Here is a 12831-nt window from a genome sequence, read left to right as displayed (position 1 = left end):
AGGCTCATATCTCCTGGCCTCTACACCAAAACAATGGCCTGAGTGGGGCAATGATCCTGGCATTTGCTGCATTTGTCCGCAGCTTGCAGCAGTCGAGTGCACAAGGTCTCGTCAGCCAAAACGACCCGCCCGTTGATGATTCGAAGCACCACTTTGGCGCCGGCGTAAGGGCCTTTGCCCTGTCGGCTTTCGGAGTCATTGGCAGCATTGTATTCGCACACAATCAGGCAGATACCGCAGCCCGAACACTTGTCACGGTCGATGAGATGCCCTGTTTTGGCTCGAGCCGCCAGTTGTGCCAGCAGTTCGGCCAAAGCTTCTCTTTGGACCGTGTAGGCATCTTCCTGTAGTGTTGGACATTCCTGTGGAGTCAGATCACCCGAGAGAAGAAAATCGGCAAAATCGGTGCAGGTCATACCGCACATTTGGCAGTCCGTTTTTGGAAGCAGCTCAAGAATTCGTTGCTTCATGAGCGGAATCTTCCTTGCGGGTTTCGGCGTTAGTCTTGCACAATATCCTGGAGCCAAGATAGGGAGCCAAACGGCTCAGGGTCTGCGGCCGCAGGCTCAATCCTTCGAAAAGGGGACCCAACAAGGCCTTGTCCACATCCGGCCTCACAAGTGGGCGCCGGCTCTCGGGTTTCGACCGAAGCAGTCGATCACCACGGGACGCGTCGTAAACCAATCTTCCTTTTACGTAAAGCCGCTCGCATCGACTGAAGGTTTGAGCCCAACCGACTGGTGAATCCTTCGACGGTTCTCGATACAAGGCCACATCCGCTTGGGCTCCGGGACACAGGTGCCCCTTGTTCGACAGTCCCAAAGCCTTGGCCGCATGAAGTCTTGTGGCCAGTAACCATTCTCGAAGGTTCCATACATTCAAGACGGCATGCACGAGAGCTTGCCAGTCTTTCACAAGTGCCAGGTTGGCATGGCGACAAGAAAAAGCCCACCCTTTTTCAGCGGCGTGAGCCATAAGTTCCAAAGTTTCGTTCTGGTTTCGGAAGTCATGCTTAGGCAGAGGTTCAGCTTTGAGAAGGCGATAGGGGCCTACATCCCAGACGTAGCCTTCGGTAGCCGAAGATGGAGGAACCCAGGTAAGCTGAATACTTTCTTCAGGCCATGTCAGCCCGAGATCGGCGCTCAAGCTAGAGTAAAGAATTTGAGAAGCGTTCAACGATGCGTCATTTTCCCTAGGCTCCAAGAGTTCGGTGATCCTCTGCAGATGCATCCCGGACGGCAAAGCCTGCATATCCTCATCGGAAAAACCCGTGGCAGGCACCATGAGGGGTCCCGGTAGATGAGCACAAGCTTCGCATAGAAAAGGAAGAAGATCTTCGGCTGATTTTTCTCGGTGTTTGTAAACTTCGTTTCGAAACCGTAGCCTCGGTTCTGAAAGATAAAATCCGTATAATCCCAAGACTCGGCAAAGATGTTCGAGCACTTTGCCTGCGGTTTCCACATCCTGGGTTTCGATCCATGGGATGAGTTCGTAGAGCGAAAGACAGAGACCAATGGAAGCCTGAAGGCTCGTCACTCGATTCCACGCCTGGTGTACCAACCCTGCATGCTCCAAAGTCGTCCAGCTTTCATGGACATGACCGAAGCCTCTCTGGGCATAACGAAGCGCGATGGTTTCTGCATCGGGGAAAAGCCCTGCAGCTCTTAGATGCCAGACGCCGGGAAAAGTCACGTGCGCCGCGCAATCCACAGCGGCGGCTGTCACCACAAAGCCGGAAGCGTCCACGATTTCATCCACCTGGGACACTTCGTTCGGGGAGAGAATGGTCTCCCCGCGCACGACAATATCCTGAATCCGGCCTTCACAGCCCAAGGCCACATCGTAGACCGTGCCGGATTGAATGAGCAATGTTTTCAAACTCTTCGGTCCTCTTAAGAAAACGGCTCGAACAATTCCTCTACCACGGTTTCATCCGAAATCAGACCATGGTCCCTTAGCTTTTCCGCAAAAAGGGACACACCATCCAGACGCACCGCCCAACCCGAAGCCTCCAGACCCTGAAGCCCCACAGCGATGACCACATCCGCTTCCGCCGTGGTCATGGTTTCGTAAGCAGAAAACGCTAAAACGGGAATATGCAGGTTCCGTACGGCCTGTTTTTGCTCGTCCGTTAAAAACCAGAAACAGTCTCCCGAGACGGCCAAAAGCACGTCCCCGGGCTGCGGTATCCATCCGTACACATCTCCCTGAAGATGCCATAACGGATTGGACAATCCACCATAGCTTAAGAACATGTGTAAGAATCCGGCAGTGTTGAAATCGGAAGGTAAAGGCAAAAGAAACGTAGGGGCCGTCGCGCCAAGATCCTTCACCCAGGAAACCAGAGCCCGTAGCACCGCCGAACCGTGCTCGTGAAACAGGGGACCTCTTCCAAAGAAAAAGACGCGATACCGACTTTTTCCCAAATCCTTGAGAAGCCTCTTGAACTCTTTGGCCGGAAGTTCCTTCGAAAAAGTCGAGGCTCGGCCGAGACTCGCTTCGTGCAATGCTTGTACACAGTCTTCTTCGGCTTGCTGGGGAATCTTTATGAGGTTCGTGACTGTGGCCATTTCCGTTGTCTGAATATCGACGGTCCAGGCGCTGCGATCTTCAGCGCCTCTTTCCGTAAATCTTCCTCGGGGAAACAGGGCGTAACGGGAAAGAAGTCGCGGGGTACTTCGTAGTGGATTGGCTCCCCAAAAGAGCACAAAATCGGCGTGATTGCGGACGCATTCCAAGGTTGTAGAAGCTGGACACTGCTGACGGTAAAGATCGACGGCAGCTTGCAGAAGGTGACCGTCCGACGGAATCCAGACGGTCGACCTACGCCTAAGCCCTAACAAGAGCCCTTCCAAGGCTTCCATGGACATTTGGCCCAAACCGTAGACCACCACCCGCTGGGCATGAAACAGATACTCTCGACATTCCGCCACGGCCTCGTGGGCCTGCAACACCTGACGACGTTGACGGTTCAGCCTTCGATAAGATCCGCAGCGGGCTCGAGGTATGGAAGCACTGAACTTTTTCCATTCGAGGAACCGAGCAGCTCCCCAGGCACAAGCATTCCCCACCTCCACGACACGGTCGTTTTCAAGAACGGCGTCGATGTCGTCGCACAGGCAGCTGCAGCCACAGCACACAAGGGAAGAGAGGGTTCTTGCCGTCATAGCGTTTCGCTCTTTACCGAGGAGCTTGATACCTGACGCAACCACTTGGCGGCATGAGCCGCAGCCGCGGACGCTTCGGTCACTGTTTGGGTAATGTCCCTTGGACCATGGCATCCTCCGACCAAAAAGATGCCGGGAACCGTGCTGTGGGTTTGGCCTCCCCAATAAAAGGCTTCTTGATAAAAACCGTAATTGTCCCTTTGAGGTGCCGAACGAACAACCCATCTGGAATCCGCATTGGGCGCTTGAACCCCGACGGCCAGGATCACCAGATCCGCTTCTAAGGTTTGGGTTCCAGGTGCCCAGGAGGATCGATAATGCACCGTGAGGGGACCCTGATCACGAAGTCGATCCACCCGATCCGGTAGCGCCTTTATGAATCGCACACCCCGTTCTCGAGCCCGCATGAGAAGGCCTTCAAAGCTTTTGCCTGTCGTTCTTAGGTCATTGAAAAAAACGGTTACTTGAGCCTGCGGTTCATGTTCTAGAACAAGCATGGCTTCTTTGATACTTGCCGTGCAGCATGTCACGGAACAATAAGGCAAAAACCGGCGGTTTCTGGATCCTGCACATTGAATGAAAGCAACGGATTTCGGCTTTGACCCGGACGGTGTGATCAAAGCGCCTTGGGTGGGTCCCGTAGCACACACCAGCCGCTCAAATTCCAAATTAGTGAGTACCTCCGGAAAACGTCCATAACCGTAGGAACCGAGATGGGTAGCGTGAAAAAGGCGTGCGCCTTCGGCGAGAATGATGGCCGCCGTATGCAGGCGGCTGACGCGAGGTTTTTCATCCAAGCGAATGGCTTTTCTTTCGCAAGCTTTTTCGCATAAGCCGCATTCGATGCAGTAGTCCTTTTGAATGGCGGAACGTAAAGGAACCGCTTGCTCAAAAACAATGCCTATGGCTTTACGAGGTCGAAGACCGGCATTCCAGGCGCTGGGCACAATGACAGGGCAGACTTCGGCACAGGCTCCGCATCCGGAGCACAGGTTCATGTCCACATAACGCGGGCGATGCTCAATTTCCGCAAGAAAATGGCCTGGACGCCCGCTGATTCTTTTCACTCGGGAGGAAGCCCAAACGGTGATATTGGGGTGGGATGCCGTGTCGACGAGGCGAGGTCCAAGAATGCAGATGGAACAATCCAAGGTGGGAAATGTCTTATCCAGCCGGGCCATGTTTCCACCCAGGGAATCTTCCGCTTCCACCAAAGTGACCGGAATGTTCATGTTGGCAAGATCCAGGGCGGCTTGGCAGCCGCCTACCCCCCCGCCGATAACCAAGACCCGGCGTGGAACCTTGGCGCCGAGAGGGCGCAGCGAAGCCCACGGTCCACCTCGAACGAAAGGTGTCGAGCATAAGGGCGATGAGCCATGTTCCAATGTGCGCAGACGGGCTTTAAGAATTCCGTAGAGGGCTGTGGCGTCCGGAATTTCCTTGAGATCGATCAAGGTCCAAGGAAGATGGGCTGCCGGGCCCAGGGTTTGCTGCAAAAGTTCACCTATGAGAGAAAAGGAGCAGGCTCCGATGAGGATCTGTTTTCCTTGGGCGCTAAGGGGCTTCAAAACTTCATAGGGAAACCTTGTGGCATCGCATAAAGTGTCCACGACACGAACGACGAGGCCATCGGAGCGCAAGCGCTGCGCCGCTTCTTCCAGGTTCAGATGGGCATGCCTTTCCGGACACCGACACAGGAAGATGGGTACCGAGAACTTCCGGTTTTGTGGTTGTGCGGGTGTGGAAATGAGGGAATCACTCATGTCAACAATTGGGCCGTGTTTTCGGGCGGACCCATCGGTCCGCCCCTACGGGTTTTTATGCATGGGCCAACCCATCGGCCGCCCCCACAGGTTTTTGTTCGTGGGCGAACACGGGGGCTCGCCCCTACGGGTTCATGGTCATGGGCCGAGTATGGGACTCGGCATCCGTTGGGGAGACTGTGCCCGCTGTTATCTCCTCGGCCAAGCGCCTTATCAACTGCTGAAACTGAGGGCCTTCGGTGGCCGAAATCCACTGACACACGAATCGGTTCGGATCGTAACCTTTTTTGGCAAGAACCTTTCGAATCCGCGGAATCCGGCCTTCAAATCGCAGATTTCCTGAAATGTAATGGCAATCTCCCGGCGGATGACATCCAGCTACCAGGACACGACCAGCCCCTTTTTTAAAAGCCTGTAAGACCAGCGAAACACTGACACGTCCTGAACAGGGTACGCGCACAATCCGAACATTGGCAGGGTACGAAAGGCGTGAGACGCCGGCGGCATCAGCCCCTGCGTAAGCACACCAGTGGCAGCAAAAAGCTAGTATCTTTTCCCTTGCGTTTTCGGCAAGAGCCTCGCGAATCACGGCTTTGAGCGCTTCCGTGGGATACCCGAGGTGGTCTGCCGCCTGAGAGGGACACGCTCCGGCACACACGCCGCACCCTTTACAAGCAGCCGCTTCCACGAAAGCCTTTTGGTCTCCGTGCTCGTCCTTTCGCATTTCCACGGCTTGGTAAGGGCATTCCGAGGCGCAGACGCCGCATCCCACGCATCTTTCTGCATCAATGACGGCGATCATGCCGTCCAGCCGCAAAACATCCTTGCATAAAAGCTGGTACGCTTTGGCGGCGGCCCCTAACGAAGCTGCCACAGTCTCTCGAACATCCTTAGGACCTTGACATGAACCTGCGAGGAACACCCCTTCCACAGCCGATTCCAAAGGATGCAATTTGGGGTGTGATTCCAGCAAAAATCCATCCTGGCTCGCCGCCAAGCGAAGGACCCTGCGCAGAGATTCGGCATCGGCTCGAGGTCGAAGTCCCACGGCACAGATTAATCGATCCACAGAAACCCGGAAAGCCGATTGAAGAAACTCATCTTGCCATTCAACCAGAAGTCTTTCAGATCCGTCCGGTTCCACCCTAATCAGGGAACCTCGATGAAACAAAACCCCGCTCCGTCGCGCTGAACCGTACAGCTCCTCTTCTTGGCTCTTGTCATAAAGTCGAATATCGCGATGAAAAACGTGCACATTGATGCCGAAAGCTCGCAGAGCCAGAGCCTGTTTAAGGGTCACGGCACAACAGATGCGGGAACAGTGTGGATACTCGTCTTCTAAACGCGATCCCACGCACTGCAAAAAAGCGACGGAACTTACCCCTTGAAGAGCAGCCGGCAGGGCCTCTTGCCCAGGGGATGAAAACATTTCTTCCAGTTGCACGGAAGTCATCACCTGAGGCAGGCAGACAAACGGATAGCGGGAGACTTCCGGTTCATAGGGTTCGTATCCTGTGGCGACCACAATGGCGCCCACTTCTTCGGTTCGAATTTCTTGCCGTGAGGTGTCTCTCAAGGCCACGTTGAAGCGGCCCACATAGCCGCTGACACTTTCAAGGATGTGGCCTTTCAAGACATGGATTTGAGGATGCAGCACCGCTCGAGTGACAAGGGGACGCAGAAAGCATGACAAGGGATCCGTTTTCGGGGGTCCAATGCGCCATCGGATGGCTTGGCCGCCCAGAGTAGCCTCTTTTTCCACCAAGATGACCGGAACACCGCAGTCCGCCAATTCCAAAGCGGCACTCAACCCTCCCACACCACCTCCAATGACCAGCGCACGGCTCGTCACTGGAACCAGCCGGTCTGAAAGCGGTTTCAGGCGGGAAAGTCGAGCCAAACCCATGAGGATAAGGTCCAGGGCTTTGTCCAAGGCTTCCGGGCCCCGGTGAACCCAAGAACAATGTTCCCGTATGTTGGCCATTTCCAGGAGATAGGGGTTCAAACCAGCATGGGTGATGGTTCGTCGAAAAGTGACTTCATGAAGCCTTGGGGAACAGGCCGCCACAAGAACCCGTTCCAAGCCGTAAGTTTCAATATCCGCCTGAATTTCCCTTTGGCCGGGTTCGGAACAACAAAAAACGTTGGTTTTGACGACCGACACATCCCGGGAACGGCACACCCGATCCCGCAAAGCCTCGACGTCAAGGACTCCGGCGATATTTTGCCCGCAATGGCAAATATAGACACCGATTTTACTCATGGACGTTCGCACCGGCCGACGGAAGACGAGGGTGAAGCTTTCAGCATGGAGCCTTCTCGGTTCAAGGCGCCCGTGAGGGCGTCCCGAATACGGATCCACAAGGGACATGCGGTTTCATCGGAAACAAGGACTCCTTCGCGCACAACCTGAATGGCGTCTCGATCACAAATGTTGGCGCAGGCCCCGCACAGAGCGCATGTGTCGTGAACTAATGTGACGCGTCCTTCGCGACGCTGGATGACCTTGACCGGACAAATATCAAGGCAGAGAGCGCAATCGTCGGGGCAAAGATCTGCGTTGAGGATCACAGTCCCTTGAAAAAGAGGGCTGATCTCAATGGATCCGTGAGGGCAGGTTTTCAAACACTGTTCACACCGCAGGCACAAGGTGGACTCAGGCGATGTCCCTTCAAGTGTTTCTCGATAAACGCCTCGAGGGCACGTCTGGACACAACGAAAGCAGTACTTGGGGCATGAGGCTTCTCGGTTTTCCACAAGGCGGCGCTGCTGTCGGCACCAGTGCTCCTCTTGTTTTTCCAAAAGTTCACATCGGTGCGGACAACGGCTTACTTGCACATGAAGCTTTTCCGGTATGGATGGCAACCCGCCGGAAAGGCGCAGCAGATCTTTGGCTCGATCTTGGTAATGAAGAGATACGGCCGAGACAGGGCACACATAAGCACAGACTTCACACAAAAGACACCGGTTATGATCCAAATAGATCTGGAGGCCGTCCTCGTCCGCTTCTATCCGCAATGCCTCGCGAGGGCACGCCAACGAACATAGATCACATCGAATACAGCGGTCCCTGTCGATTTCCAAAGACAGCGTCACGTGATAAAAGCGCAAAGCATACTGAATACGATGTGAGTCCTCGCGTTTCATGCTCTCGTGTCGAAGTTCCGCCGCGGGTAATCGAAAAAATTCACATTCCTTTCTTTTGTAGCACAGCTGTGGCATCAAATGAAGAGCCATAAAGCCTCTAGACGCAGAATGTACGGCGGTAAGGAGTCCTATATGTCCTACGAAACCATGGGGGTGTCCTTTGAAAAGGCGGACCCTTCTCAGATTGACAAACTGGGGGCCAAAGGGGCCAAGCTGGTGGAAGATTTTCAAAACCTTCGATCGGATTTTCCTGGAATGGAAAAGAGGATTTCCGTTCCTGACGGATTCATTCTGACCACCGATGCTTGGCGTGCCTTTTACGAAAACGGAGGATCTCTGCCGGAAGGGTTGTTTGCTGTGGTCACGATGGAACTCGCCGATTTGGAACGGAGAGTAGGGCGTCGCTATGGTGATACCAGCGGAAGGATGCCTTTGATTGTGGCTGTACGCGGAGGGGCTCCCGTTTCTTTGCCCGGGGCTATCAGCACGATTCTCAATGTGGGCCTGAATGACGAAATCGTGACCGCTCTGATCGAAGCGGGTGAAGATGAAGCCTTTCTTTTAGGCACTTATCTGGAAGCCATTCGCATGTATGGCGAGGTGGTCCTGGGGATTCCGTACGAACGTTTTTTTGAGGTTTTGCAAAGGTTTCATGTGGGTGATGAAGGGTCGGTGCCTGTCGACGAGCTGTTTCCTTTGATCGATGCTTACAAGAAGGTTCTGCTGCAGGCACCCTCTCAGGGACCGGCGGCCCGAATGGAATCGGATCCTCTCAGGCAGCTGCGGACGGCCATCGAAAGTGTGTTCCATTCTTGGATGGCCGAAACGGCCGTTGAAGCTCGACTAAGCCGAAGTCCCAAAGTCCCTGACGACATGGGCACGGCGGTGATTGTCCAGAGTATGGTCTTCGGAAACCGTGATGAACATAGCTGTTTAGGGGGTGTTCTTTTCACGCGGAATCCCAGAACTGGAGCGGCTACACCGGTGATTGAATGGGCCCCGAAGGTCCAATGTGACAAAATCGTTTCGGGAAAGCTTCGCAAAGAGCTTCTGCACACTCAAGATTTGGCCGAACGTTTTCCGGATATTTACCAGCTGCTCATGACCGTTCGAGACCGGCTGGAGACCCGTGCCAAAAGGCCTCTTGATGTGGAATTCACCGTGGAAAATTTAAAGCTCTATATTCTCCAGCGGCGGCCTTTGCGCATGACTTTTTCCGCTACGGCTCGTGCCATGTGGGATCTGGTGGATGAGGGGAAAACCACCATCCAGATGGCTTCGCTGATCATCAATACGGCTTTGGAACAGCCGGAAAAGATGCTTCGAGAAGGCTTCAAGAACTACCGCGTTTTGGCCGTGGGTGAACCTATTACGGACACGGCCGATTACGGCATTCTCGCTTTCGGAACTGAAGAAGCCTTGGAACTGGCACGCCAGGGCCGGAATGTGATCATGCTTCGTAAAAGGCCCTATGGAGAAACCGATCTTGCCGTCAATCACCCCAATGTGCGAGGCATCATTCGAAGTGACGGAAACGTGACCGGCCATGAAGCAGTCTCCGCTGTCGCTTACAGCAAGCCCTACCTGATCAACGTAACGGATGTGGAAGGCCGTTCTCTGCTGGTAGTGGACGAAGACCGCATTGAACTTAATCCCGAATGTACCTTGGCGGCCTACCTAGGTCGTAACGTGTTTGTGGACGGAGAACGAGGCATTGTCGGGCATACGGAATCTCAAGATTTTTTGGTGGATAGAAAAATCCGCAAGAAGCTTTACGTGGATTGGGAATACCTGAGGGATCAGTTCCATCGAGCGGGTTATCATGAACTGGATTACGAGACGTTGTTGGACATTCATTACCAGATGGAGCTGGAACTGGCCCATTATCAACGGCTGGAAACGCGCCTTAAGGAGGGCGATCGAAGCGTTTCGGAAAAAGAGCTCATGCACGCCTTTGCCACCTACCTGATCTACATTCCCGAAAAGGATCGGGAACGCACTCTGGCTCTGAAAGATGTCCGAATCGACCAGTTCGACCTAGGCCCACCTTTGGTCTATCACGGCCATCGTCTGGGCGAAGAGGTCTTAAAAATCCTTAGAGCCCTGATGTTGTGCACCACGTGGCGGACACACTGGATTCATGAAATCATGGTGGCCAAAGCGAAGGAACGTGGGGAAAACGAAGGGGATGTGATCCGGGACATTTTCATTAAAAATAGAACCATGAGCGTCGTGAAGGACTTTGAAGCCGAAGGATTTCATCTCATGCGTGTTCCCCATTATTACTATCTCATTTTTGCCAGTAACTTCGAATACGATCAGGATCTGGACAGTGTTCACGTGAATCCGGGTCTCATGAAATATGCGGAGAAAGAAGTGCTGGCACGCAATTTCCTTTCCTATCTGCAGCAAATCAATCCTCGACTCAGGGAAAAGCTTCGCATCATTCAGGGGGAACCACCCTTGGGGCAAGGCCATGCGCGCATTGTGAGCATCGGTTTGGCGATTCCTGAGGAAGATTTTGATGTGGTCTGCCGGTATCTTCGAACCTTTTTGGACCAAACCAAACATGGTTGTCCCTTGACGTTTCAAAGCACCGTGGCGGAAGGCGAATTCGTTGACCTGTATCATGTGGACGCGGTTTTTGCTCCATATCCCGAACTTCGTATCATGAAGGAAAAGCCAGGCGGCAATCCCGATGCCCAATCGGGGTATGTGCTCGCCTTTGGCCGTTGTTCCTTCGGGGAATTTGACGGGGTGGTCTATGGTCGGGACGAATACGAAAGGCTTTGTCGACACGTTCAGGAATTTCAAACTTTTCTAAGAAGTTACGGCCTTGAAGAAGCCGTTCGGCCTTGGCAGTTCGAAGTGGATCCCTATCGGCGTCATTCCGTTATTGCCGCCGTGGGGATTCGCATCGAACCTGAAAAGGTACGACAGGTCATCTCGAAGCTTAAGGAATTCTTAGGCCTCGAGAAACATCTTCTACCATCGCACCAAAGCGGTTCCCCAAGTGAAACCGGATCCAAAAGCTGCCAAGAGCACCAAATCTCCCGGTTCTAACAAGCCGTTACGATAGGTTTCATCCAACAGAAGAGGAATACTGGCGGCGGTCGTATTCCCATACCGCTGCATGTTGTGCAGGAATTTTTCCTCTGGAAACCCTAATTTCTGAGCCACCATTTGGTTAATGCGCATGTTGGCTTGATGGGGTATCACAAATTTAACGTCTTCGCCTTTGAGGCCGTTCACTTCCAGGGTGTGCTGAATCACTTCGCATAGACGCGAGACGGCGTGCTTAAAAACCGTCTTGCCATCCATTTGAGGCCAAATGTCCGTGCCGGCGATGGTTGACTCGGTCATGTAGGGTTTTTTGGAAATGTCCCAGATGTCCAGATACAAGGCTCGAGCAAATCGGCCGTCCGCATGAAGTTCCGTGTACAGGACTCCGCGGTCCGAAGAAGGAGAAGGCGACAGAACCACGGCGGCGGCACCGTCCCCGAACAATACGGCTACATCGCGGCCCCGATCCGAAAAATCCAACGCGCTGCTATGAACTTCGGAGCCAACCACCAAGATGTTTTTGTATGTTCCGGCACGAATCATGGCGTCGGCGACCGTGAGCGCATAAAGAAAACCGGTGCATTGATTGCGCACATCCAGGCAGCCGATGGGGCCCGTGCCCAGTTTAGGCTGCAGGTAGCAGGCGGAGCCCGGAAAATGGTGATCCGGACTGAGGGTGGCCAAAATCAGAAAATCGATGTCCGCCGGCGTCAATTTGGCATCGTCAAGGGCTTTGCGACTGGCTTCCAAAGCCAAGTCGGAACACTTGACCCCTTCTTCGGCGTAGCGTCGTTCTCGAATGCCCGTTCGCGTCTGAATCCATTCGTCACTGGTGGTCATGAGCTGAGCCAGATCATCATTGGTGACCACCTTCGGCGGCACATAGCTTCCAATGCCGGCAATGGCGCTACGAATCATGGGGCCTCCTTTCCTCGCTAGATGGTCGCATGGGTTCTTTTCGACGATACCACTCAGCCCAGCCGCCTCCTCGAGGCAACGCCGCAAAAGCATCGACGCGCACGACGGTCTCTTGGGCAAGCTGTGTTAGAGTGTTGAGACGCATTTCCAGAAGCTGTCGGTACCATTCTAAATCTTCTTCATGAATAGAGGCCGGCACACGAATGGGATCCCCCGCAGCGAGAACAAGGTCTGCGAACGGCTTCGGAATTAGGGTGCCGTCCCAACTGGGCAAGCGCCAGGCCTTGCTGGCGGCAAGACTCACAGGAACAAGAGGGAGTCCGGTGATGGAAGCCAACCATACGATTCCTTTTTGAGCTTGTAGTGGTGGGCCTTGGGAACCGTCGGCGATCAGCCCTGCAGGGCAACCTGTTCGAGTCCATCGAAGCATGGCACGCAGGGCTTGAGCTCCTCCACGATGGGAGGAGCCTCGAACGGTCCGAAAACCAAGGCATTCCACAAGCCTCGAAGCCCATTCGCCGTCTCTGGATCGACTGACCATGACGATGCCGTTCAAATGCCGAAAAAAGTAAATCACCGAAGGAAAAGCAAAGTGCCACGTGGTCAAAAGACCGCAAGGACGCCCTTCCAGGACCGAGTGAAGATGATTTCGGCCCAAAAGGAGGAAGCGACATGTTCGATACCATGCCGAAAGAAGTGACGCTCCCCAACAAGGCAGACGCCGTAGCAGAGGATGATCGGGCGATAAAATGTCCCGTCGCACGGATGGGCCC

9 protein-coding genes are annotated in these 12831 nt (G+C 54.0%); 1 reads left to right on the top strand and 8 read right to left on the bottom strand.

The annotated features are described in order from the left end of the window. Positions 1-20: 20 nt before the first annotated feature. The 6 genes from WHS46_03885 to WHS46_03860 form a co-directional block, all read right to left on the bottom strand. Positions 21-470, bottom strand: a complete 450-nt coding sequence (locus WHS46_03885; protein ID MEJ5347813.1) for a 4Fe-4S dicluster domain-containing protein — start codon at positions 468-470, stop codon at positions 21-23. Further along, positions 451-1878: a hypothetical protein gene (locus WHS46_03880; GenBank protein ID MEJ5347812.1), complete on the bottom strand. Its 1428-nt coding sequence runs from the start codon at positions 1876-1878 to the stop codon at positions 451-453. The genes WHS46_03885 and WHS46_03880 overlap by 20 nt, the downstream gene beginning before the upstream one ends. A 14-nt stretch (positions 1879-1892) precedes the next feature. Continuing rightward, positions 1893-3167 carry a hypothetical protein gene (locus WHS46_03875; GenBank protein MEJ5347811.1) on the bottom strand — a complete coding sequence of 425 codons (1275 nt, stop codon included), beginning with the start codon at positions 3165-3167 and terminating at the stop codon, positions 1893-1895. After that, the gene (locus WHS46_03870) at positions 3164-4930 is read right to left on the bottom strand and encodes a 4Fe-4S binding protein (GenBank protein ID MEJ5347810.1); all 1767 of its coding nucleotides are present in this window, start codon (positions 4928-4930) and stop codon (positions 3164-3166) included. The genes WHS46_03875 and WHS46_03870 overlap by 4 nt, the downstream gene beginning before the upstream one ends. A gap of 124 nt (positions 4931-5054) precedes the next feature. Beyond that, on the bottom strand, positions 5055-7193 hold the full coding sequence (locus tag WHS46_03865) for a hydrogenase iron-sulfur subunit (GenBank protein ID MEJ5347809.1): 2139 nt from the start codon (positions 7191-7193) through the stop codon (positions 5055-5057). Beyond that, positions 7190-8077, bottom strand: coding sequence for a 4Fe-4S dicluster domain-containing protein (locus WHS46_03860; GenBank protein MEJ5347808.1), 888 nt, complete (start codon positions 8075-8077; stop codon positions 7190-7192). The genes WHS46_03865 and WHS46_03860 overlap by 4 nt, the downstream gene beginning before the upstream one ends. 132 nt (positions 8078-8209) lie before the next feature. On the opposite strand from WHS46_03860, the gene WHS46_03855 reads away from it, so the two are divergent. Then, positions 8210-11140, top strand: a complete 2931-nt coding sequence (locus WHS46_03855) for a PEP/pyruvate-binding domain-containing protein (protein ID MEJ5347807.1) — start codon at positions 8210-8212, stop codon at positions 11138-11140. Here WHS46_03855 and WHS46_03850 read toward each other — a convergent pair. Continuing rightward, entirely contained in the window at positions 11063-12058 is a 996-nt protein-coding gene (locus WHS46_03850; GenBank protein MEJ5347806.1) for a beta-ketoacyl-ACP synthase III, read from the bottom strand. The two genes, WHS46_03855 and WHS46_03850, sit on opposite strands and share 78 nt — an antisense overlap. Further along, a complete protein-coding gene (locus WHS46_03845) occupies positions 12048-12821 on the bottom strand; it encodes a lysophospholipid acyltransferase family protein (protein ID MEJ5347805.1) in 774 nt (257 codons plus the stop codon). Before WHS46_03845 ends, WHS46_03850 begins: the two co-directional genes overlap by 11 nt. Positions 12822-12831: the final 10 nt, after the last annotated feature.

It is taken from the genome of Desulfosoma sp. (assembly GCA_037481875.1).
Lineage (GTDB): Bacteria > Desulfobacterota > Syntrophobacteria > Syntrophobacterales > DSM-9756 > Desulfosoma.
This window is presented reverse-complemented; position numbering and strand designations above follow the sequence as displayed.

What these genes read in the sequence shown, in the direction of transcription:
- WHS46_03885 (MEJ5347813.1), bottom strand. Translation starts at nt 470, where the DNA reads ATGAAGCAACGAATTCTTGAGCTGCTTCCAAAAACGGACTGCCAAATG.
- WHS46_03850 (MEJ5347806.1), bottom strand. Translation starts at nt 12,058, where the DNA reads ATGATTCGTAGCGCCATTGCCGGCATTGGAAGCTATGTGCCGCCGAAG.
- WHS46_03860 (MEJ5347808.1), bottom strand. Translation starts at nt 8,077, where the DNA reads ATGAAACGCGAGGACTCACATCGTATTCAGTATGCTTTGCGCTTTTAT.
- WHS46_03855 (MEJ5347807.1), top strand. Translation starts at nt 8,210, where the DNA reads ATGTCCTACGAAACCATGGGGGTGTCCTTTGAAAAGGCGGACCCTTCT.
- WHS46_03865 (MEJ5347809.1), bottom strand. Translation starts at nt 7,193, where the DNA reads ATGAGTAAAATCGGTGTCTATATTTGCCATTGCGGGCAAAATATCGCC.
- WHS46_03870 (MEJ5347810.1), bottom strand. Translation starts at nt 4,930, where the DNA reads ATGAGTGATTCCCTCATTTCCACACCCGCACAACCACAAAACCGGAAG.
- WHS46_03875 (MEJ5347811.1), bottom strand. Translation starts at nt 3,167, where the DNA reads ATGACGGCAAGAACCCTCTCTTCCCTTGTGTGCTGTGGCTGCAGCTGC.